25 protein-coding genes are annotated in these 21,736 nt (G+C 62.1%); 15 read left to right on the forward strand and 10 right to left on the reverse strand.

Annotation, left to right across the window (positions count from 1 at the left end; translation table 11 throughout):
• Positions 1–10: 10 nt before the first annotated feature.
• Positions 11–610 carry an FMN-dependent NADH-azoreductase gene (locus CPH57_RS11055; protein WP_046687330.1) on the forward strand — a complete coding sequence of 200 codons (600 nt, stop codon included), beginning with the start codon at positions 11–13 and terminating at the stop codon, positions 608–610.
• A gap of 174 nt (positions 611–784) precedes the next feature.
• Here CPH57_RS11055 and CPH57_RS11060 read toward each other — a convergent pair whose 3' ends face one another.
• Both CPH57_RS11060 and fliE read right to left on the reverse strand, forming a co-directional pair.
• A complete protein-coding gene (locus CPH57_RS11060) occupies positions 785–979 on the reverse strand; it encodes a hypothetical protein (RefSeq protein WP_096242343.1) in 195 nt (64 codons plus the stop codon).
• A 79-nt stretch (positions 980–1,058) separates the two neighbouring features.
• On the reverse strand, positions 1,059–1,373 hold the full coding sequence (gene fliE / locus CPH57_RS11065) for a flagellar hook-basal body complex protein FliE (protein WP_033643509.1): 315 nt from the start codon (positions 1,371–1,373) through the stop codon (positions 1,059–1,061).
• A gap of 315 nt (positions 1,374–1,688) precedes the next feature.
• Here fliE and fliF point away from each other — a divergent pair, with 315 nt between their 5' ends.
• The 14 genes from fliF (at position 1,689) to sra (ending at position 12,921) form a co-directional block, all read left to right on the forward strand.
• Positions 1,689–3,383 (forward strand): flagellar basal-body MS-ring/collar protein FliF, encoded by a 1,695-nt coding sequence (gene fliF / locus CPH57_RS11070; RefSeq protein WP_033650870.1) that lies wholly within the window; start codon positions 1,689–1,691, stop codon positions 3,381–3,383.
• On the forward strand, positions 3,380–4,372 hold the full coding sequence (gene fliG / locus CPH57_RS11075) for a flagellar motor switch protein FliG (protein WP_004934775.1): 993 nt from the start codon (positions 3,380–3,382) through the stop codon (positions 4,370–4,372). Before fliF ends, fliG begins: the two co-directional genes overlap by 4 nt.
• Positions 4,365–5,069, forward strand: a complete 705-nt coding sequence (gene fliH, locus CPH57_RS11080; protein WP_096242344.1) for a flagellar assembly protein FliH — start codon at positions 4,365–4,367, stop codon at positions 5,067–5,069. Before fliG ends, fliH begins: the two co-directional genes overlap by 8 nt.
• Positions 5,069–6,430, forward strand: coding sequence for a flagellar protein export ATPase FliI (fliI, locus tag CPH57_RS11085; protein WP_004934781.1), 1,362 nt, complete (start codon positions 5,069–5,071; stop codon positions 6,428–6,430). The genes fliH and fliI overlap by 1 nt, the downstream gene beginning before the upstream one ends.
• A 20-nt stretch (positions 6,431–6,450) precedes the next feature.
• Entirely contained in the window at positions 6,451–6,897 is a 447-nt protein-coding gene (gene fliJ / locus CPH57_RS11090; RefSeq protein ID WP_033643513.1) for a flagellar export protein FliJ, read from the forward strand.
• Positions 6,894–8,123 carry a flagellar hook-length control protein FliK gene (locus tag CPH57_RS11095; protein ID WP_096242345.1) on the forward strand — a complete coding sequence of 410 codons (1,230 nt, stop codon included), beginning with the start codon at positions 6,894–6,896 and terminating at the stop codon, positions 8,121–8,123. The genes fliJ and CPH57_RS11095 overlap by 4 nt, the downstream gene beginning before the upstream one ends.
• A gap of 165 nt (positions 8,124–8,288) precedes the next feature.
• The gene (gene fliL / locus CPH57_RS11100; protein WP_033643515.1) at positions 8,289–8,774 is read left to right on the forward strand and encodes a flagellar basal body-associated protein FliL; all 486 of its coding nucleotides are present in this window, start codon (positions 8,289–8,291) and stop codon (positions 8,772–8,774) included.
• Positions 8,775–8,779: 5 nt separating this feature from the next.
• The gene (gene fliM / locus CPH57_RS11105) at positions 8,780–9,784 is read left to right on the forward strand and encodes a flagellar motor switch protein FliM (RefSeq protein WP_004934798.1); all 1,005 of its coding nucleotides are present in this window, start codon (positions 8,780–8,782) and stop codon (positions 9,782–9,784) included.
• Positions 9,777–10,193 carry a flagellar motor switch protein FliN gene (fliN, locus tag CPH57_RS11110; protein ID WP_004934799.1) on the forward strand — a complete coding sequence of 139 codons (417 nt, stop codon included), beginning with the start codon at positions 9,777–9,779 and terminating at the stop codon, positions 10,191–10,193. Before fliM ends, fliN begins: the two co-directional genes overlap by 8 nt.
• Complete coding sequence (gene fliO / locus CPH57_RS11115; RefSeq protein WP_033650868.1) at positions 10,193–10,597, forward strand: flagellar biosynthetic protein FliO; 405 nt, start codon at positions 10,193–10,195, stop codon at positions 10,595–10,597. Before fliN ends, fliO begins: the two co-directional genes overlap by 1 nt.
• Entirely contained in the window at positions 10,594–11,355 is a 762-nt protein-coding gene (fliP, locus tag CPH57_RS11120; protein WP_033632755.1) for a flagellar type III secretion system pore protein FliP, read from the forward strand. The genes fliO and fliP overlap by 4 nt, the downstream gene beginning before the upstream one ends.
• A 21-nt stretch (positions 11,356–11,376) precedes the next feature.
• A complete protein-coding gene (gene fliQ / locus CPH57_RS11125) occupies positions 11,377–11,646 on the forward strand; it encodes a flagellar biosynthesis protein FliQ (RefSeq protein ID WP_004934803.1) in 270 nt (89 codons plus the stop codon).
• A gap of 2 nt (positions 11,647–11,648) precedes the next feature.
• A complete protein-coding gene (gene fliR / locus CPH57_RS11130; RefSeq protein WP_033632754.1) occupies positions 11,649–12,431 on the forward strand; it encodes a flagellar biosynthetic protein FliR in 783 nt (260 codons plus the stop codon).
• A 355-nt stretch (positions 12,432–12,786) separates the two neighbouring features.
• Complete coding sequence (gene sra, locus CPH57_RS24630) at positions 12,787–12,921, forward strand: stationary-phase-induced ribosome-associated protein (protein WP_004934807.1); 135 nt, start codon at positions 12,787–12,789, stop codon at positions 12,919–12,921.
• Positions 12,922–13,193: 272 nt separating this feature from the next.
• On the opposite strand, the gene flgL is transcribed toward sra, so the two are convergent.
• The 8 genes from flgL to flgE all read right to left on the reverse strand — a co-directional run bounded on the left by flgL (position 13,194) and on the right by flgE (position 21,701).
• The gene (gene flgL, locus CPH57_RS11140) at positions 13,194–14,153 is read right to left on the reverse strand and encodes a flagellar hook-associated protein FlgL (RefSeq protein ID WP_033643518.1); all 960 of its coding nucleotides are present in this window, start codon (positions 14,151–14,153) and stop codon (positions 13,194–13,196) included.
• A 59-nt stretch (positions 14,154–14,212) separates the two neighbouring features.
• Positions 14,213–15,862 carry a flagellar hook-associated protein FlgK gene (gene flgK / locus CPH57_RS11145; RefSeq protein WP_033643519.1) on the reverse strand — a complete coding sequence of 550 codons (1,650 nt, stop codon included), beginning with the start codon at positions 15,860–15,862 and terminating at the stop codon, positions 14,213–14,215.
• A gap of 206 nt (positions 15,863–16,068) precedes the next feature.
• Positions 16,069–17,013 carry a flagellar assembly peptidoglycan hydrolase FlgJ gene (gene flgJ / locus CPH57_RS11150; RefSeq protein ID WP_096242346.1) on the reverse strand — a complete coding sequence of 315 codons (945 nt, stop codon included), beginning with the start codon at positions 17,011–17,013 and terminating at the stop codon, positions 16,069–16,071.
• The gene (locus CPH57_RS11155) at positions 17,013–18,113 is read right to left on the reverse strand and encodes a flagellar basal body P-ring protein FlgI (protein ID WP_004934816.1); all 1,101 of its coding nucleotides are present in this window, start codon (positions 18,111–18,113) and stop codon (positions 17,013–17,015) included. The genes flgJ and CPH57_RS11155 overlap by 1 nt, the downstream gene beginning before the upstream one ends.
• A 10-nt stretch (positions 18,114–18,123) precedes the next feature.
• Positions 18,124–18,825, reverse strand: coding sequence for a flagellar basal body L-ring protein FlgH (gene flgH, locus CPH57_RS11160; RefSeq protein WP_004934817.1), 702 nt, complete (start codon positions 18,823–18,825; stop codon positions 18,124–18,126).
• A gap of 83 nt (positions 18,826–18,908) precedes the next feature.
• Positions 18,909–19,691, reverse strand: a complete 783-nt coding sequence (flgG, locus tag CPH57_RS11165; protein ID WP_004934819.1) for a flagellar basal-body rod protein FlgG — start codon at positions 19,689–19,691, stop codon at positions 18,909–18,911.
• 18 nt (positions 19,692–19,709) lie between these two features.
• Positions 19,710–20,465, reverse strand: a complete 756-nt coding sequence (locus tag CPH57_RS11170) for a flagellar basal body rod protein FlgF (RefSeq protein WP_033650865.1) — start codon at positions 20,463–20,465, stop codon at positions 19,710–19,712.
• A gap of 12 nt (positions 20,466–20,477) precedes the next feature.
• Positions 20,478–21,701, reverse strand: a complete 1,224-nt coding sequence (gene flgE, locus CPH57_RS11175) for a flagellar hook protein FlgE (RefSeq protein WP_033643522.1) — start codon at positions 21,699–21,701, stop codon at positions 20,478–20,480.
• Positions 21,702–21,736: the final 35 nt, after the last annotated feature.

Here is a 21,736-nt window from a genome sequence, read left to right on the forward strand (position 1 = left end):
GGACAACAGCATGAAAAAAATACTGGCTCTCAAATCCAGCATTATGGGAAATGACTCGCAGACCAATAACCTGATTGACCGCTATCTGGCGGCGCGCAAAGCGAAAGGATACGACGATCGGATCGTCGAACACGATCTGACGGCGCTGGATCTGCCGGTGTTGGACGGCGAGCTGTTCAGCGCGCTGCGCGGCGCGGAAAATGTCAGCCCGCGCGCCAAAGCCACGGTGGCGCTCTCCGATCAACTGATTGCCGAACTGAAAGAGAGCGACCTGTTACTGATCGGGGCGCCGATGTACAACCTCAACGTGCCAACTCAGCTGAAAAACTGGTTCGATCTGGTGGCCCGCGCCCGGATGACTTTCAACTATACCGCCACCTACCCGGTGGGGCTGGTGGAAGGCGTCAATGCGGTGGTCTTCAGTTCACGCGGCGGTATGCACGCCGGGCATCCGACCGACGCCGTAACGCCCTACCTGCGCTCGGTGCTGGGGCTGATGGGGATCAGCGACGTGCAATTCATCTATGCCGAAGGGCTGGACATGAAGCCGCACGGCCGCGACCAGGGGCTGGCAAGCGCCCACCAGCGCATCGTGGCGTTAGCAGGCTGAGGCAAACGCACGGCAGCATTGATTTGTTATAATATAACAAATATGATGTTCGCGTTGACGCACCTCGAACGTGCGTCGGCGCTCCTACATCACATAAATGTTTTATCGCACCTTCAGCCAGCTATTTCGATAGCTGGCTTTTTTTGTCCATCGACTGGCGTCACGGCTTCAGTCTTACCGGGCGGCGCGTTTCATTTCACGCTCGCCGGGCGACTGTGTCTTCACCGACAGCGGCGCGACAAACGCCTTCCACTCTTTGCCGGCATCCTGATGAGGCGCCGTTTTTTGCGCCGATGGATAGTCATCATTCTGGCCGGCGCATCCAGACAACGCCATCATGGCCAGAGCAAGGCACAGCGATTTACACATTATCCTATCCCTCCTATAACCATCGCCATAGGCTAACGGCGCCGAGCCAAATTTCACTGAAAAATGGACGGTACGTTCATCACACCGGCATATTCATGATGTCCTGGTAGGCCGCCACCAGCTTGTTGCGCACCTGGACGCCCAGTTGCAAAGACACCGACGATTTCTGCAGATCGACCATCACATCGTTCAGGCTGATGCCCGGCACGCCCAGCTCAAAGTCCTGCGCCTGTTTGCGCGCCGTCTGCTGAGTGTCGCTGATCTTGCCGAGCGCCGCGGTCAGTTCGCTGGCGAAGCTGACGCCCTGCGGCGCCGCATTTTGCCCCATCTTGCCGGCCTGAACCGCCATGGTCTGCATCTGCTGCAGTACCCCTTCAATGCCCTGAATCGCCATCTGGTCCTCAATCCTCTCGTCTCGCCGGGTGACGTTTTCACCCTGTACTTCTCCAATGATGCACACCCTAGCACAGCGTTTTCGGACCTAAAGCGGTTAATTAACTGCAAAAAACCCGGCTTATCGGGCAATCGGAATTGTCTGATAAGGCGAATAATGGCCTGCCCAGAAATGGGAGCGCCGCTATTTAGAAGATATGTGTATCAGGGAGTCTGTTTTGTCACACAACGCTAACCATACCGTTCATCAGCCTGGCAGGGAGCTGCTCAGCGGCCCGTACGGGATCGTGAGCGCCATTGAAGGACGAGACCTAAAATGAGTGCTTCGATAACCGCCGGCGAAAGCCGCGACAACGGCCTGCAGGCCATCTGGAACCGTCTGCGCGCCAACCCGAAAATTCCGTTGCTGGTCGCCGCTTCCGCCGCGATCGCGATCGTCGTCGCACTGCTGTTGTGGGTGAAAAGCCCCGACTACCGCGTGCTGTACAGCAATCTGAACGACCGCGACGGTGGCGCCATCGTCACCCAGCTGACGCAGATGAATATCCCTTATCGCTTCGCCGAGAATGGCGCAGCGCTGCTGATCCCGGCGGAAAAGGTGCATGAAACCCGTTTGCGCCTCGCGCAGCAGGGGCTGCCGAAAGGCGGCGCCGTCGGCTTCGAACTGCTGGATCAGGAAAAATTCGGCATCAGCCAGTTCAGCGAGCAGATTAACTATCAGCGCGCCCTCGAGGGCGAGCTGTCGCGCACTATCGAGTCGTTGGGGCCGGTGCAAAACGCCCGCGTTCACCTGGCGCTGCCTAAACCTTCGCTGTTCGTGCGCGAACAAAAATCCCCTTCCGCCTCGGTAACGCTGACCCTGCAACCCGGCCGTGCGCTGGACGACGGCCAGATCAACGCCATCGTTTATATGGTGTCGAGCAGCGTCGCCGGTCTGCCGCCGGGCAACGTGACCGTGGTCGATCAGGCCGGCCGCCTGCTGACCCAGTCCGACGGGACCGGGCGCGATCTCAATGCTTCGCAGCTGAAATACGCCAACGAAGTCGAAAACGGCTTCCAGCGCCGCATCGAAGCGATCCTCGCCCCGGTGGTCGGCAGCGCCAACGTGCGTGCGCAGGTCACGGCGCAGATCGACTTCGCCACGCGCGAACAAACCGATGAACAGTACCAACCTAACCAGCAGCCGGATAAAGCCGCCATCCGCTCACAGCAAACCAGCCTGAGCGAGCAGATCGGCGGGCCGCAGGTCGGCGGTGTGCCGGGCGCGCTGTCCAACCAACCGAGCGCTCCGCCTACGGCGCCGATTGAAACCGCCAAGCCGGCGGCGGGCAATAACGCCAACGCCACCGCGCAAAACGCCGCGACCACCCGCAGCGCGGCGGCCAGCGGCGTGCCGCAAAATACCCGTCGCGACGCGACCACCAACTACGAGCTCGATCGCACCATCCGCCATACCCAGCAAAAAGCCGGCACCGTGCAGCGTCTGTCGGTCGCCGTGGTGGTCAACTACCTCGGCGCGGATAAAGACGGCAAACCGCAGCCGATGAGCAAAGAACAGCTGGCGCAGATCGAAGCGCTGGTGCGTGAAGCGATGGGCTACTCCAGTAGCCGTGGCGATACCCTGAACGTGGTCAACACGCCGTTTACCGACGCTCAGGTGACCGGTGGCGAACTGCCGTTCTGGCAAAGCCAGTCGTTTATCGATCGCCTGATCGACGCGGGCCGCTATCTGCTGGTGCTGCTGGTTGCCTGGCTGCTGTGGCGCAAACTGGTGCGGCCGCAGCTGCAACAGCGCCAGGCGGCGCAACAGGCCGCCATCGCCGCCGCCAACGCGCCTGCCGCCAAAGCGGTCGACAGCAGCAAACCGAGCAACGAGGAGCTGGCGCAGCGTCGTAAATCGCAGCAGCGCGTCAGCGCAGAAGTCCAGAGCCAGCGGATCCGCGATCTGGCTGACAAAGACCCGCGCGTGGTCGCTCTGGTAATCCGCCAATGGATGAGTAACGAGATATGAGCCTGACCGGAACCGACAAAAGCGCCATCTTGCTGATGACGCTGGGTGAAGATCGCGCGGCGGAGGTGTTCAAGCACCTCTCCTCGCGCGAAGTACAGCTGCTGAGCGGCACCATGGCCGGCATGAGCCAGGTGTCGCACAAACAGCTCGGCGAAATACTGACCGAGTTTGAAGACGACGCCGAGCAATACGCGGCGCTGAGCGTCAACGCCAGCGACTATCTGCGTTCGGTGCTGGTCAAGGCGCTGGGCGAAGAGCGCGCCGCCAGCCTGTTGGAAGACATTCTCGAATCGCGCGAGACCACCACCGGCATGGAAACGCTCAACTTTATGGAGCCGCAGAGCGCCGCCGACCTGATCCGCGACGAACACCCGCAGATCATCGCCACCATTCTGGTGCACCTCAAACGCGGCCAGGCGGCGGATATTCTGGCCCTGTTCGACGAACGCCTGCGCAACGACGTGATGCTGCGTATCGCCACCTTCGGCGGCGTGCAGCCGGCGGCGTTGGCGGAGCTGACCGAGGTGCTGAACAACCTGCTCGACGGCCAGAACCTCAAACGCAGCAAAATGGGCGGGGTGCGCACCGCCGCCGAGATCATCAACCTGATGAAAACCCAGCAGGAAGAAGCGGTCATCGACGCGATGCGCGAATACGACGGCGAGCTGGCGCAGAAGATCATCGACGAGATGTTCCTGTTCGAAAACCTGGTGGAAGTGGACGATCGCAGCATCCAGCGCCTGCTGCAGGAAGTGGAAGGCGAGTCGCTGCTGATCGCGCTCAAAGGCGCCGAACAGCCGCTGCGCGAGAAGTTCCTCAAGAACATGTCGCAACGCGCCGCCGACATCCTGCGCGACGATCTGGCCAACCGTGGCCCGGTGCGCATGTCGCAGGTGGAGAACGAGCAGAAAGCCATCCTGTTGGTGGTGAGACGCCTGGCGGAAACCGGCGAAATGATCATCGGCGGCGGCGAGGACACCTATGTCTGATCGCATTAACACCCTGCCCTGGCAGCCCTGGTCGCTCAACGATTTGGGTGAACAGAAACCGGCGTTCGAACTGCCGCCGATGCCGGATCTCGAACACAGCGATCCGTCGCCGGACGCGCAGGCCGAATTGCAACAGCAGTTGGCGACGCTGCGGCTGCAGGCCGAGCAACAGGGCCAGCAATTGGGCTATGCCGACGGCCAGCAAAAAGGCTATGAGGCCGGTTTTCAGTCCGGTCTGGAAGAAGGCCGTCAGCAAGGGCTGCTGGAAGCGCAGCAGCAGCAACAGCCGCTGACCGCCCACTGGCAGCAGTTGGTCACCGAATTCCAGCACACGTTGGACGCGCTCGACAGCGTGATCGCTTCCCGGCTGATGCAGCTGGCGTTGACCGCCGCCAAACAGGTGCTGGGCCAGCCGCCGGTGTGCGACGGCACCGCCCTGCTCGCGCAGATCCAACAGCTGATCCAGCAGGAGCCGATGTTCAACGGCAAACCGCAGCTGCGGGTCCACCCGGACGACTACCCCCGCGTCGAGCAGCAACTGGGGGTTACCCTCAGCCTGCACGGCTGGCGCCTGCTGGCGGACGGCGAACTGCACCCGGGCGGCTGCAAGGTCAGCGCCGAAGAAGGCGATCTCGACGCCAGTCTGGCGACGCGCTGGCATGAACTGTGTCGCCTGGCGGCACCGGGAGAAGTCTGATGACCGCGCGTCTCGGCCGCTGGCTGAGCTCTCTGGATACGTTGGAAAAACGCATCGCCCGCGCGCCGACGGTGCGCCGCTACGGCCGCCTGACCCGCGCCACCGGGCTGGTGCTGGAGGCCACCGGGCTGCAGCTGCCGCTCGGGGCGACCTGCCTCATCGAACGGCACGACGCCGGTGAAGTGCAGGAAGTGGAAAGCGAAGTGGTCGGCTTCAACGGCCAGCGGCTGTTCCTGATGCCGCTGGAAGAAGTGGAAGGCATCGTGCCGGGCGCGCGGGTTTACGCCCGCATCGCGCCGGAAGGCCAAAGCGCCGGCAAACAGCTGCCGCTCGGCCCGGCGCTGCTGGGGCGCGTGCTGGACGGCAGCGCCAAACCGCTCGACGGCCTGCCGTCGCCGGAAACCGGTTACCGCGCGCCGCTGATCACCGCGCCGTTCAACCCATTGCAGCGCACGCCGATCGAGCAGGTGCTGGACGTGGGAGTGCGCACCATCAACGGTCTGCTGACCGTCGGTCGCGGCCAGCGCATGGGCCTGTTCGCCGGTTCCGGCGTCGGCAAGAGCGTGCTGCTCGGCATGATGGCCCGTTACACCCAGGCGGATGTGATCGTCGTTGGCCTGATCGGCGAGCGTGGCCGCGAGGTCAAAGACTTTATCGAGAACATTCTCGGCGCCGAAGGCCGGGCGCGCTCGGTGGTGATCGCCGCGCCGGCGGACGTATCGCCGCTGCTGCGCATGCAGGGGGCGGCCTACGCCACCCGCATCGCCGAGGATTTCCGCGATCGCGGGCAGCACGTGTTGCTGATCATGGATTCCCTCACCCGCTACGCCATGGCGCAGCGTGAGATAGCCCTGGCTATCGGCGAACCGCCGGCGACCAAAGGTTATCCGCCTTCGGTCTTCGCCAAACTGCCTGCGCTGGTGGAACGCGCGGGCAACGGCATCAGCGGCGGCGGTTCCATCACCGCCTTCTACACCGTGTTGACCGAGGGGGACGATCAGCAAGACCCGATCGCCGACTCGGCGCGCGCCATCCTCGATGGCCACGTGGTGCTGTCCCGACGCCTGGCGGAGGCCGGCCACTACCCGGCTATCGACATCGAAGCGTCAATCAGCCGCGCCATGACGTCGCTGATCGACGAGGAGCATTATCGCCGGGTTCGCACCTTCAAACAGATGCTGGCCAGCTATCAGCGCAACCGCGATCTGATCAGCGTCGGCGCCTACGCGGCCGGCAGCGATCCGTTGCTGGACAAAGCGATGACGCTGTACCCGCAAATGGAGGCGTACCTGCAACAGGGCATCTTTGAACGCAGCGGCTATGATGAAGCCTGTCAACAGCTGCAGCAGTTGATTGTTTAACGTCACAGAGGCGCAGAGCGATGAAATCACAGTCACCCCTGATTACCCTGCGCGATCTGGCGCAGGACGCGGTGGAACAAGCCGCGCAACAGCTGGGCCAGGTTCGGCAGGCGCAGCAGGCGGCGGAGCAACAGCTGTCGATGCTGCTCAACTATCAGGACGAATACCGCCAGAAGCTGAATCATACGCTCTGCGACGGCATGGACAGCTCACGCTGGCAAAACTACCAGCAGTTTATCGGCACGCTGGAACAGGCCATCGACCAGCACCGCCAGCAGCTGCTGCAGTGGGGGCAGAAAGTGGATCATGCGGTGAAGCAATGGCAAGACAAACAACAGCGGTTGAACGCTTTCGAGACCCTGCATACCCGCGCCTTAAATGCGGAGCAGCAGCAGGAGAATAAACGGGATCAAAAACTGATGGATGAGTTCGCTCAACGCAGTGCACAAAGGAATATCAACCCATGAATCTGAACGCCCTGCCCGGCCTGGCCTTACCCGGCGATGCCGGCGGCCTGGCTGAACTGACGTCGGCGCTGGATGAGAGTCAACTGTCGACGGCATTCGCCCAGTTGCTCGGCGCGCGTTTCGCGCCCGCCGCCGATGGCAAACAGCCGCCGGTCACGCTGAGCGCGGACGATGAACGCGCCCCGGCCCTGAGTCGCAACCAGCTCAATCAACTGCTGGCCGCCTTCGGCGAGCGCGGCGGTCTGCTGCAGAACCCGGCAATCTCAGCCGATGCGCTTTCATCTGAACGCCCCGAGGCCGATGCGCCCCTCGCCGGCGATAAACAGGCGCAGCCGCCGATCGCCGCGGCCAAAGAGCTGGATGCCGCGACGCTGCAGGCGCTGTACGCCATGCTGCCGGCCGCGATCGTCGCCCAGACTCAACCGGCCGACGGCCAGCGGCCGCTGCCGGTGGAAAACGCTGACGATGCGACCGCGCTGCAGCCTGGCAACGGCCTGCTGAACATCGCGGCGGCCGGTGATAACACCGCCGCGCGCTCGTCGGCGTCAGCCGCCACGACGGTGACAAACGCTAAAAACCCTGCCCCGGACGGCGATAGCGCCACGGCGGCGCTCCCGCAGCCGACCAGCGGTGAGCGCGCCAGTGCCGCTCAACCGCTGCCGGCGAGCGATACGCAGCAGCCGACGACGCTCAATCACGCCGTCGCCCTGGCCGCCGCCAGCCCCACGCAAACGGCCGCCCCGGCCGGCGCGCTGGTGACGGCGCCGCCTACGCCGCAGTTAAACGCGCAGCTGGGCAGCCCGGAATGGCAGCAGGCGTTGAACCAACAGGTGCTGATGTTCCACCGCAACGGCCAGCAAAGCGCCGAGCTGCGCCTGCACCCGCAGGAGCTGGGCGCCTTGCAGATCACGTTGAAACTGGACGATCAGCAGGCGCAATTGCACATTGCCTCCGCCCACGGTCAGGTGCGCGCTGCGGTGGAAGCGGCGATGCCGCAGCTGCGTCACGCGCTGGCCGAGAGCGGCATCAACCTGGGGCAGAGCAGCGTGGGCGGCGAGTCCACCCCGCAATGGCAACAGGCGCAGCAGCAGGCTTCCAATGGCCAGGGGCGTTCCAGCTATGCTGAACACGCTGGCGGCGAGGCTGCGGCCGCCGAGGGCGTCAGCGCGCCGGTGGCGTTGCAGCGCATGGCCAGCGCGGTCAACGGCGTCGATATTTTCGCCTGAGCCGCTGCAAACGCCCAAGCTGGCACCCATTTGCGCGTCTATTCAGGCTATTGCACGCCGCGATAGACGCGATAATACCTTTACATGTCATGCGTGCGGCTTTGCCGCGCGCTATGCCCGCCGCCACGCAGGCCGCGGGTGGAACAACAGGAATTAGATTTGGCTATGTCTCAGAACTCCCTTCCGGCAGCACCGAAACGCCCCCTTCTGGTCATCCTGCTGGTATTGATCAGCGTCGTCGCCTGTGGCGCCGCGGGCTACAGCTGGTGGCTGCTGCAACAGCATAAAAACGGCGCCGAACCGGCCGCCGTCAAACAGCAACCGCCGGCCGCGCCGGTGTTCATGCCGCTCGACACCTTTACCGTCAACCTGGTGACGCCGGACAACAACCCAGATCGCGTGCTGTATATCGGCCTCACGCTGCGCCTGCCGGACGAAAGTACCCGCCGTCAGCTGAACGATTTTCTGCCGGAGGTGCGCAGCCGCTTGCTGATGCTGCTTTCCCGTCAGGAAGCGAGTCAGTTGGCCAATGAACAAGGGAAGCAACAGCTGGTGGCGCAGATTAAGGACGTGCTCAGCCCGCCGCTGGTTAAGGGACAACCGAAGCAGGTGGTCAGCGACGTGCTGTTCACCGCCTTCATACTGCGGTAATCACTATGGGCGATAGCATTCTTTCACAGGCAGAGATCGACGCCTTGCTCAACGGCGACAGCGCGGGTGATGAACCCGAAGCGGTGGTCGGCAAAGAGAGCGAGGTCAAGCCTTACGATCCGAACACCCAGCGCCGCGTGGTGCGCGAGCGTCTGCACGCGCTGGAAATCATCAACGAACGTTTTGCCCGGCAGTTCCGCATGGGGTTGTTCAACCTGCTGCGCCGCAGCCCGGACATTACCGTCGGCCCGATCAAAATCCAGCCGTATCACGAGTTCGCCCGCAACCTGCCGGTGCCGACCAACCTGAACCTGGTGCACCTGAATCCGCTGCGCGGCACTGCCCTGTTCGTGTTCGCGCCGAGCCTGGTGTTCATCGCCGTCGATAACCTGTTCGGCGGCGACGGCCGCTTCCCGACCAAGGTCGAAGGCCGCGAGTTCACCCCGACCGAACAGCGGGTGATCAAGCGCATGCTGCGCCTGGCGCTGGACGCCTACGGCGACGCCTGGAGCGCCATCTACAAGATCGACGTGGAGTACGTGCGCGCCGAAATGCAGGTGAAATTCACCAACATCACCACCTCGCCGAACGACATCGTGGTCACCACGCCGTTCCAGGTGGAGATCGGCGCGCTGACCGGCGAGTTCAACATCTGCATTCCATTCGCGATGATCGAACCGCTGCGCGAACTGTTGACCAACCCGCCGCTGGAAAATTCGCGGCAGGAAGACAGCCACTGGCGCGAAACGCTGGTGAAGCAGGTGCAGCACTCCGAACTGGAGCTGATCGCCAACTTCGTCGATATCCCGATGCGGCTGTCGAAAGTCCTGAAGCTGCAACCGGGCGATGTATTACCGATAGACAAGCCGGAACGCCTGATCGCCCATGTGGACGGCGTACCGGTTCTGACCAGCCAATACGGCACGTTAAACGGGCAATACGCCCTGCGTGTTGAACATTTGATTAACCCTATTTTGAATGCTCTGAGTGAGGAACAGCCCAATGAGTGATCCTAAGCAACCGTCTGGCGAAGGAAAGGAATCCGTAGACGATCTGTGGGCTGATGCGTTTAACGAGCAGCAGTCTTCAGAGAAATCCGGCGCGAGCACCGAAGGGGTGTTCAAGTCGCTGGAAGCTCAGGATGCGCTCGGCAGCCTGCAGGATATCGACCTGATCCTGGATATTCCGGTCAAGCTGACCGTGGAACTGGGGCGCACCAAGATGACCATCAAAGAGCTGCTGCGCCTGTCGCAAGGCTCGGTGGTGGCGCTGGACGGCCTGGCCGGCGAACCGCTGGATATCCTGATCAACGGTTACCTGATCGCGCAAGGTGAAGTGGTGGTGGTGGCCGACAAGTTCGGCGTGCGCATCACCGACATCATCACCCCATCCGAACGCATGCGTCGACTGAGCCGCTGATGACCGCCGCGGCGCCCGTTACCGTCCAAAGCACCCAACCACCCGCCGCGCCGGCCCTGCCGGCCGGTTCGGTGTTGATGCAGGTCAGCAGCGCGCTCGGCGGCATTCTGCTGCTGATCCTGCTTGCCGGTTGGCTGTTCCGTCGGCTGGGTTTCGCCCCGCAGGCGCGCAACAACAAACTGCTTAACCTGCGCGCCAGTTGCCAGGTCGGGCAGCGCGAGCGCGTGGTGGTGGTGGAAGTCGATGACACCTTGTTGGTATTGGGCGTCACCGCCCAGCAGATCACCCCGCTGCACACCCTGCCCGCTCCGCCGAAAGACGCAGGCGAGGCCGACGCGGCGACACCGGCGGACTTCCGCCAACTGATGCAAAAAGTTCTGAAACGCCCGGAAAAATCGGCATGACCTCGACTCTTCATACCCTCGTCCGCCGCCCGGCGGTTTGGCTCCCTGCCGCCCTGCTGTTCATCAGCCCGGCGGCTTTCGCGCAACTGCCGGGGCTGATCAGCCAGCCGCTGGCCAACGGCGGCCAGAGCTGGTCGCTGCCGGTGCAGACGCTGGTGCTGTTGACCTCGCTGACCTTCCTGCCGGCCATGCTGCTGATGATGACCAGCTTCACCCGCATCATCATCGTGCTCGGCCTGCTGCGCAACGCGCTGGGCACGCCGTCGGCGCCGCCGAACCAGGTGATGCTGGGGCTGGCGCTGTTCCTGACCTTCTTCATCATGTCGCCGGTGTTCGACAAGGTTTATCAGGATGCCTATCTGCCGTTCAGCCAGGACAAAATCGGGCTGGAAGTCGCGCTGGATAAAGGCGCGCAGCCGCTGCGCGAATTCATGCTGCGGCAAACGCGCGAAACCGATCTCGCGCTGTACGCCAGGCTGGCCAATCAGCCGCCGCTGGCCGGCCCGGAAGCGGTGCCGATGCGCATCCTGCTGCCCGCCTACGTCACCAGCGAACTGAAAACCGCCTTCCAGATCGGCTTTACGGTGTTCATTCCGTTCCTGATTATCGACCTGGTGGTCGCCAGCGTGCTGATGGCGCTGGGGATGATGATGGTGCCGCCCGCCACCATCTCGCTGCCGTTCAAGCTGATGCTGTTCGTGCTGGTCGATGGCTGGCAGCTGCTGCTCGGCTCGCTGGCGCAGAGCTTCTATTCGTAACCCCTGACCGGAGAAAGCGAGATGACACCTGAATCGGTTATGGCGCTCGGCACCGAGGCGATGAAAGTCGCGCTGGCGCTGGCCGCCCCGCTGCTGCTGGCGGCGCTGATCAGCGGCCTGGTCGTCAGCCTGCTGCAGGCCGCCACCCAGATCAACGAAATGACGCTGTCGTTCATCCCTAAAATTCTGGCGGTGGTGGCCACCATCATCATCGCCGGTCCCTGGATGTTGAATCTGTTGCTGGACTACATGCGCACCCTGTTCAGCAACCTGCCTACCCTGATCGGCTGACCGTGCTCACCTTCGACAGCGCCCAGCTCACCGTCTGGCTCAGCCACTACTTTTGGCCGCTGCTGCGCATTCTGGCGCTGATAAGCACCGCGCCGATATTCAGCGAAAAGCAAATCAGCAAAAAGGTCAAAATCGGCCTTGGCGGGCTGATCGTCATCCTGATTGCGCCGACGCTGCCCGCCAGCAATATCCCCATCTTCTCCGCCGCCGGCCTGTGGCTGGCGATTCAACAGATTCTGATCGGCGTGGCGCTCGGATTGACCATGCAGTTCGCCTTCGCGGCGGTGCGCCTGGCGGGGGAAGTGATCGGCATGCAGATGGGACTGTCGTTCGCCACTTTCTTCGATCCCAGCGGCGGCCCGAACATGCCGGTGCTGGCGCGCCTGCTCAACCTGCTGGCGATGTTGCTGTTCCTCAGCTTTGACGGCCATCTGTGGCTGATTTCGCTGCTGGCGGACAGCTTCCATACCCTGCCGATCCAAACGCAGCCGCTGAACGGCAACGGCTTCCTGGTGTTGACTCAGGTCGGCTCGCTGATCTTCATCAACGGCATGATGCTGGCGTTGCCGCTGATCTGCCTGCTGTTGACGCTCAACATGGCGCTCGGCCTGCTCAACCGCATGACGCCGCAGCTGTCGGTCTTCGTGATCGGTTTCCCGGTCACCATGACCTTCGGCATCATGACGCTGGGCATGATGATGCCGATGTTGGCGCCGTTCTGTGAGCACCTGTTCGGTGAAATCTTCGATCGACTGGCGGCGGTGATCGGCGGCATGACCTTCTGAGCCCCTGCGGCCCCTTCCTTTCCCCCTCTTCCGCCTGAGACAAAATGGCAATAAAAACGCTTTCTTGGGACAAAAGCCTGAGAAACGTCTTTTATCCGGATTAAGGTTCAAATGTCTCCGGCGGCTTGAATAAATAAAACCCCAACCTAAAATAGACCCGGTAGAAAAAATATCGCCCGCACCCCATCAGTCGCCCGCGGCGATAATATAAACTTATTGGTTAGAGAAAAATAAAATAACGCAGCCACGCAGAGTTAAATGCGCGGCAGATAACTTACACCCTGAATAAATGCGTCCGGCAGCCTGCCGGCTGCAGGGCGCAGCATCGACCTTTGCTAACTACAGGAGCGAGATCATGATTAAAGCGAAAAGCAACCGCAAAGCACGCCGATTATTCGGCATGGCCCACTGGAAAAGCAACAAATTTAAAGTTGCCATCAGCGAAACGGCCGCCGGTGAAAAATGGAAAGTGGTGAAGAAAAAGAAATAGCACCGATATTTATCGTCAGGGAAATAATATCCATCGTGATTTTTCCACCGCTGATTTCAATAATGTCATCGCGCATTAAACAGGGGTGACAATCGTATTATTTCTTCCCTGATGAAAAAAAGGCGCGTCACTCAGTCAGTAGTGGGAGAACGAGCGACGCGCCAAACGAGTGCGCCCGGTTTCAAGAAGCCTCCCTCCCCGCGGGGCGGAGAAGGCGTTTTCTAAGCGCACTAAAGGGAAACCCGTCGCGGTCAGGCAACGGGGTATTGCTCTTAACGATTCATCTGGAACAACGACATGCCCTGCATATCGCTGAAGGTTTTGTACGACGCCTGCAGCGCCGCCTGCTGCATGAAGTAGGACGAGATAGACTCGGCCAGGTCGGCATCCGTCAGCGCGCTCATCTGGATCTGATTGGTCATGTCGCGCTCTTTACCGATGCTGTCCAACTGATCCATCTCCTGCAGCTGGCTGCCCAGCTCGGCGCGCACGCTCAGCACGTTGTTGTAGGAGTTGTCCAGACCGCGGTTGGCTTTCGCCAGCGCATCGTTCACCTGCTGCTTGGTGGCCTCGTCGGCGCCCTGCAGCGGGGTTTTCAGCGCGTTCAGCGCAATATCGATGCTCTCGAATACGTTGCTGACCGGCGCGCTGCCGTCCGGCTCGGGCTTCGGATTGCTGGTCAACGACATGAACACCGCGTTGCCGGTATGGCCGATGGTCATGGTGCGGTTGGCGTCCACTTTCTGCTCAACCGTCTTGTCGCCGCCCTGGTAACTGACGGTGCCGCCGTTGTCGACGAACGGCGCCTTGTCGTTCACATACCCGCCGAACATATAGCGGCCGTTGCCGTCGGTGCTGTTGGCCTGGTTCAGCAGCTGATCTTTCAACCCCTGCAGCTGGGTGGCCAGCGACTGGCGATCGTTATCGCTTTCGGTGCCGCCGGCGTTGACGATCAACGCCTTCATGTCCGCGATGGTGGAGGTCGCGCCGGCCAATACCGTTTCTTCCATCGACACGTTCTGACGGGCGAAGGTGCGCGCCAGCGTGTATTGACTGTTTTCCGCCTGCGACTGCGACAGCATCACCGCGCGCGACGCCGCCAACGGATCGTCGGACGGGTTGATCACTCGCTTGCCGGAGGAAAGCTGCTCGGCGGCCTTCATGAACAGCGACTGGTTGCCCGTGATGCCGTTCATGTTTTGTTGGTACATCATGCCGGTACTCATGCGCATGCTGTGGGTTCCTTACTCTGAGCGACCGGCGCCGTTATCGGCGCCGATTAACAATGAAATCAACGAATGTTCAGCAGCGCGTCGAACAGCGAGCTGGCGGTCTGAATCACCTGCGCGTTGGCCATGTAGTACTGCTGGAAACGCAGCAGTTCACCGTACTCTTCGTCAAGGTTGACGCCGGACATCGACTGCTGTTGCGCGCCCAGCTGGGTGACGATTTTGGCCTGCGACGTGGCGATGGCCTTGGCGGCGGCGGTCTGGTTGCCGACGCCGCTGACGATGCCGGCGTAAGCGCCGCTCAGGGTCGCTTTGCCGTCCACCAGGTTTTTGGTTTGCAGATCCAGCAGTTTCTTGGCGTTCTCGTTATCGCCGCGGCCGCTGTCGTCTTTACCGGCGGCGGCGATCTTGGACGAATCGGTGATGGCCACTTTCAGGTTGCCCGCCACGTCGCTGACCGGTTTCACGGTGAAGCTGTCTTTGGCCTGCGCATTGCCGTCGATGCTCACTTCCAACCCGTCGAAGTTCAGCGTCGGTTTACCGTCGGCGCTGGTGCCCGGCGTCGCGTTGACTTTCACGTTGTCCGGCAGGCGGCTGACCTGCCAGTTGCTGCCGTCGAACTCGACGCGATAATCGTTGGCCTTCACCTTGCCGGTATCGGTGTAAGAGACCGACAGCGACGCGTCGCCAGTGTTGCGGGTGTTATCCACCACCCTGCCGCCGCTGAAGCTGAAGAAGTCGCCGCCCGCGTCACCGTTCAGATCGAAGCCGGCGCGATGCTGTTGGTTAAAGCTGTCCGCCATCGCCAGCGCCAACTGGCCCAGCTGATTGCGCACGCCGTCCAGCGTTTCGCTGCGGAATTTCAGCACGCCGCTCAACGTGCCGCTGGTGATCTGGCCTTCCGGCACTTCGCTGGCGCCGTTGCCGCGGTTATAGCCGATGGTCAGACGGGAAGGATCGCTGCTGGAAGGCACGGCTTCCACCTGATACGTATTGCTGCCCTGCACCAGGGTTAAACCGTTGGCGAAGGAAACGGTATAGGCGTCGCCGTCCTGTTGCGTGACCTGTACGCCCACCAGCTGGTTCAATTCGGTGACCAGCTGATCGCGCTGATCCAGCAACGCATTCGGTTCGCCGCCGGCGCTGCCGCGCAAACGGGTGATCTCGTCGTTCAGCTTGGCGATCTGTTGGCCGTAGCTGTTGATCTGCTGCGCCGTATCGCTGATCTGCTGATTGACGCCGTTGTCCATGTCGCGCAGGAATTTGTCGGTGTTGTTGAACTGGTTCACCAGGCCGTTGGCCTTGCCCAGCACCGTCTGGCGCGCGGCGTCGTCACCGGCGTTGCTCACCAGGTTCTGCAGGTTGGTAAAGAAATCCTGCATGTTGGTCGACAGCGGGTTGGTCTTGCTCGCCAACAGGTTGTCGATCTGCGAAATCTTCTCGTAATAGGCGTTTTGCGCCCCGAACGCGCTTTGCGCGCCGCGCAGCTGGTTGGTGATGAACTGGTTGTACTCGCGGTTAACGCTGGTGACGGTCACGCCGTTGCCGATAAAGCCGCTCATAGTGGCCATGCCGCCGTTCTGCGCCAGGATCGCGGTCTGACGGTTGTAGCCCGCCACGTTGTAGTTGGAGATGTTGTTGCTGACGGTACTGAGCGCCACCTGAGCCGCATTCAGCCCGCTCATCGCGGTATTGATTAAGCTATTGGACATCGGAATTCCTTATGCTGCGGCGCCGGTGGCCCACAGGGTTCTTAATTGAGCTGCTGAGCCTGTTCGCTCAGCCTGTTTCGGTTATCGGCAAAAATGAGAAGAACTTGAGGAAAAAAAGCGGCAATGCGGTCAGCATCCAGCGAGCCTCCATTGCCGCCTACCCCCTAAATAATTGGCGCCGCAGCGGCGTCAAGAATGACGGGGATTTAGAACAAATCTTTCAGATCGTGGGTGTAAGCTTTCACCGCCTGTTCCCCCGCGCTCTTCATCTGCTGAATCACGCTGACCAACTTGCTGGCGTACTGGGGATCGGTGGCGTACCCGGCGCGCTGCAGCGCATGCGCCGCCTGCTCCGGGCTGCGCGCGGCGGCCACGTCGGCGTAGCGCGGGTTGTTGGTCAGCAGTTTGACGTAATCGGCGATCGCTTCGACGTACGACCCGTAAACGCGGAACTTCGCCTTCACCTTCTTCGCCGCGCCCTGTTCGAACTCGGTGGTGGTGATCTCCGTCACCGGCCCGCTCCAGCTGCCGCCGGCCTTGATGCCGAACAGGTTGTAGCTCGGCGTGCCGTCTGAGGTTGGGATCTCGCGCTGCCCCCAGCCGGATTCCAGCGCCGCCTGCGCGACGATCAGCTGATGCGGAATGCCGCTCTGCTGGCTGGCGACCTTCGCCGGTATCGACAGACGAGCGACGAAGTTGCCGTTGTTGAGCGACAGCGGCGCGGCGGCCGGCGGGGCTTTCGGCATCGCCCGGCGCACCATCTGCTCCAGCGCCTGGTTCGGCAGCGTTTGCAGCACCTCGTTGTCCAGCGCCATCGGCGACATGCCCGCAGTTTCGCTCGGCACCGCGTTGGCGTTGCTCATCTGCTTGACCATCATGTCGGCCAGCCCCAGCCCTTTTTGCGACATCTGCTGGGCGATTTGCTGATCGTACATCGAGGTATAGAGCCGCGTTTGATCGCTGCTCAACATCCCGTCCTGCGGCAAGGCGGAACGCATGCTTTTCAGCATCATCTGCACGAACATGCCTTCCACCTGCTGGGCCACCTGCTTGAGGTTGCCCTGCGGGTCGGCCGCCGCGTCGCGCTTCAGGCCGTTCAGCGCCTGGGCGTCATAGGCCGCGCCCGACATCGCCATCAGATCGCCCGCCATCAGATGATTTCCAGCTTGGCGCGCAGGCAGCCGGCGCTCTGCATCGCCTGCAGGATCGACATCAGATCGATCGGCGTGGCGCCCAGCGCGTTCAGCGCGCGAATGACGTTGTTCAGGTTGGCGCTGGCATTCACCTTCTGCAGCGACCCGCCCTGCTGTTGCACCGAAATCTGGGTGTTTGGCGTCACCACCGTTTGGCCGCCGCCGAACGGCGTCGTCGGTTGGCTGACGGTGTTCTGCCGATCGACCACCACCGACAGGTTGCCCTGGGCGACGGCGCAGGAATCGAGGATCACATCGCGGTTCATCACCACCGACCCGGTGCGCGAGTTGATGATCACTTTGGCGTCCATTGCGCCGACGTTGACGGTGATGTTTTGAATCTCCGCCAGGAAGCGCACCTGAGAGCTGTTGCCCTGCGGCACCAGCACCTGAATCGTACGGGCGTCGAGCGGCGTCGCGGTGCCGCCGCCGCGTTGGCGGTTGATGGCGTCGCTGATCTGCTGCGCCAGCGTGAAGTCTTCGTCGTTCAGCTGCAGGTTGAGTACGCCGCCGCTGCCGAAGGTGGTCGGCAGTTCGCGCTCGATGGTGGCGCCGTTGCTGATGCGCCCGCCCGCCAGCTGGTTGACCTGCACGCTGCTGCCGCCGGCCGCCGCGCCCGCGCCGCCGACCAGCACGTTGCCCTGCGCCAGCGCATAGACCTGGTTATCCACGCCTTTCAGCGGCGTCATCAGCAAGGTGCCGCCACGCAGGCTCTTGGCGTTGCCCATTGATGAGACCACCACGTCGATATTCTGCCCGGCGCGCGAGAACGGCGGCAGTTTGGCGGTCACCATCACCGCCGCCACGTTTTTCAGCTGCATGTTGGTGCCCGGCGGCACGGTGATGCCCAACTGCGACAGCATGTTGCTCAGGCTTTGGGTGGTGAACGGCGTCTGCATGGTCTGGTCGCCGGAGCCGTCCAGCCCCACCACCAGGCCGTAGCCGATCAGGGCGTTGTCTCGCACGCCCTGCACCGTCACCAGATCGCGGATGCGCTCCGCCGCCGCCGGCAAGCACACCAGCCCGACGCACAGCGCGATAAACCATTTTTTCAGCATCAGTCAATCCTTAGAACGGTGAAACATTTAAGAAGAAGCGCTGCAGCCAGCCCATGGTCTGCGCTTCGTTGATATAGCCATTGCCGACGTATTCGATCCGCGCGTCCGCCACCTGCGTCGAGGTGACCGAGTTGTTGCCGCTGATGGTGCGCGGGTTGACGACGCCGGAGAAACGAATGAATTCGGTGCCCTGGTTGATGGCGATCTGCTTTTCCCCCACCACGTGCAGGTTGCCGTTGGCCAGCACCTGGTTGACCGTCACCGTAATGGTGCCGTTGAAGGTGTTGTTGGCGTTGGCGCCGCCCTTGCCGCCGAAGGTGCTGTCGCCGGAAATGTCCATATCGGCGCGCGCATTGCCCAACAGGCCGTCAAGGTAACGCGGCGAGGTGGCGACGCCGAACTTGCTGGCGCCGTTGCGGCTGGCATTGGCGGAGGAGCTCTTGCTGGCGCTGACGTTTTCCTGCAGCACGATGGTCAGGGTGTCGCCGACGTTGCGCGGACGGCGGTCTTCGAACAGCGGCTGATAGCCGTAGTTCATCGGCTGCACCGTCTGGAAGATCGAGCCGTTCGGCATCGGCGCGCTGGCCGGCGCGGGCTGCGCCGTGGTCGCACCGTCCACCAGCGGTTTATGCGGAATATAAGCGCAGCCGCTCAGCGTCAGCATCACCATTCCCGCCAGCCAGCGTTGTCCCTGCCGCGGCAGGATTGCCATCGAATATGTGGTTACCACGGGTATCGCCTTTGTTTCACGAAAGAGAATGACGGGCGCGGCAAGCCGGGCCCGTCAATGACAGATTACAGTTGCGTCAGCTTTTGCAGCATCTGATCGGAAGTCGATACCGCTTTGCTGTTGATCTCGTAAGCGCGCTGAGTCTGGATCATGTTGACCAGCTCTTCCGCCACGTTAACGTTGGAGGTCTCCACGTAGCCCTGATACAGCAGACCGGCGCCGTTGAGCCCCGGCGTGCTCTCGTTCGGCGCGCCCGAGCTTTCGGTTTCCTGATACAGGTTCTCGCCCACGCTCTCCAGACCGCTGTCGTTGACAAAGGTCGTCAGCGTCAATTGGCCCACCTGCTGGGCGGCGGTTTGCCCCTGCTGGGTGACGCTGACGATGCCATCGCGGCCGACGGTGATGGACAGCGCGTTCGCCGGAATGGTGATCGCCGGCTGCACCTGGAAACCGCTGGAAGTGACCAACTGGCCGTTCTGATCGATCTGGAACGAGCCGTCGCGCGTGTAGGCCTGGGTGCCGTCCGGCAACATCACCTGGAAGAACCCCTGCCCCTTGATGGCGACGTCTTTGCTGTTGTTGGTCTGCGACAGGTTGCCCTGGCTGTGCAGCCGCTCGGTCGCCACCGGACGCACGCCGGTGCCGATCTGCAGACCGGAAGGCAGCGTGGTCTGCTCGGAGGACTGCGCCCCCGGCTGACGCATGGTCTGGTACAGCAGATCTTCAAATACCGCACGCTGGCGTTTGAAGCCGTTGGTGCTGACGTTCGCCAGGTTGTTGGCGATCACGTCCATGTTGGTCTGCTGCGCGTCCAGACCGGTTTTGGCAATCCATAAGGATGGAATCATCGGTTATTTCCTTGCTGCTTAGCTCACTGAGAGCAGTGAGTTGGCACGCTGTTCGTTTTCATCCACGCTGTGGATGACCTTCATTTGCATTTCAAAACGGCGGGCGTTGGCGATCATGTCGACCATGGTCTCCATCGGCTTGACGTTGCTGCCTTCCAGCACCCCGGGCATCACCCGCACCTGCGGATCGTTTTGCAACTGATTGCCGCGCATCTGTTGGGTTTCCGGCGTCAGGCGGAACAGCCCGTCGTCACCGCGCATCACTTCGCGCGCGTCGGCTTTCACCAGCTTCAGGCGGCCGATCTGCGCGATGGTGTTCGGCGGATCGCCGGCGTTCAGCGCCGAAATGGTGCCGTCGGCGGCGATGGTGATCTCCGCCGACGGCGGCACCTCGATCGGCCCCCCGTCGCCCATCACCGGCAGCCCCTGCACCGTCAACTGCCCGGTGGAGGAGATCTGGATGTTGCCGTTGCGGGTATAGGCTTCACCGCCGCCCGGCAGGCTCACCGCCAGGAAACCGTCCTGCTGCAGCGCCACATCCAGCGGGCGCGCCGTATAGTTCAGCGCCCCCTGGCTCATGTCGGCGCCCGGCGTCGACGCGGCCACCAAGGTGCGCGTCGCCAGGCTCGGCCCGTCAACCGGCACCGCGCGCAGCGCGGCGAGCTGAGCGCGAAAGCCCGGCGTCGACGCGTTGGCCAGGTTGTTGGCGGTAATGGACTGCTGCTCCAGCGTTTGGCGAGCCGCGCCCATCGCGGTATAAATCGCGTGATCCATAACTCGACCCTATTAGCGCAGGCTAACCAACGTCTGCAGAATGGAGTCCTGCGTCTTGATGGTCTGGGCGTTGGACTGATAGTTACGCTGTGCGACGATCATGTTCACCAGCTCCTGGCTCAGATCGACGTTGGAAGACTCCAGCGCGCCGCTGGTCAGCTTGCCTAAGCCGCCGCCGCCCGCAAGACCGACGCGCGGCTGGCCGGACGCGCCGGTTTCCTGCCAAACGTTATCGCCCTGCGACGCCAGCCCTTCCGGGTTGGAGAAGTTAGCCATGACGATCTGGCCCAACAGCTGGGTTTGCTGGTTGGAGTAGACGCCCACGATGGTGCCGTCGTTGTTGATCTGATAGCCCGTGTATTCACCGGCGGCATAACCGTCCTGCGATACCTTGCTCACCGAGTCGCTGCTCACGTTCTGCTGCATGCTGCCGGCGAAGCTCAGGGTGAAGTTTTGCGCCGGCGCGCCGTCTTTGGCGGTCATCGGGATCACCATGCTGAACTCGCCCGGCGCGCCGTTGGTGCTGGTGGTTTTCACCAGGGTACCGCTGGTGCTGAACTCCATGGTGCCGGCGTTCACTGGCGCTGCGCTGCCGTCCTGGGTGTAGACCTGCCATTTATTGTCTTCGGTCTTCACGAAGTAAGCGTTGATGTTGTGCGCGTTACCCAGCGAGTCGTAGGCGGTGATGGTATTGGTATAGTTGTAGCTGTCCTGTTTGGTCGGATCGAAGGTCTTGTTTTCCGGCACCTTATGGGTCGACATCAGGTTGGCGACCATCTGGCCGGAAGTGGACGCTTTCGCGTTCATCATGCCTTCAGGAATGCTCAACGGCACCGGGTTGGCGCCCTGCTGAATGGTCGGCGGGGAGCCGGCCGCCGGATAGCCGGTCAGCTGCAGACCCTGCATGTTGGTCAGATTGCGGTTCTCGTCCAGCTTGAACTGGCCGTTGCGGGTATAGAAGATGCCGCCGTCTTTATCCTGCATGCGGAAAAAGCCGTTGCCGTTGATGGCCACATCCAATGAACGGCTGGTGCCGGTGGTGGTGCCGCCCTTGAAGTTCTGGGTGATGCCGGACACTTTGACGCCCAGACCGACCTGCGAACCGGCGAACATGTCGGCAAAGGAGACGCTGCCGGATTTGAAGCCCGCCGTCGCGGAGTTGGCGATGTTGTTACCGATCACGTCCAGGTTGGTTGCTGCCGCGTTCAAGCCGCTGACTGCCTGAGAAAAAGCCATGTTATTCTCCGAATAGTGGTCAGGCTATCGTCCGA

The sequence above is a fragment of the Serratia sp. JKS000199 genome (assembly GCF_900215455.1).
Taxonomy (GTDB): Bacteria; Pseudomonadota; Gammaproteobacteria; order Enterobacterales; family Enterobacteriaceae; genus Serratia; species Serratia ureilytica.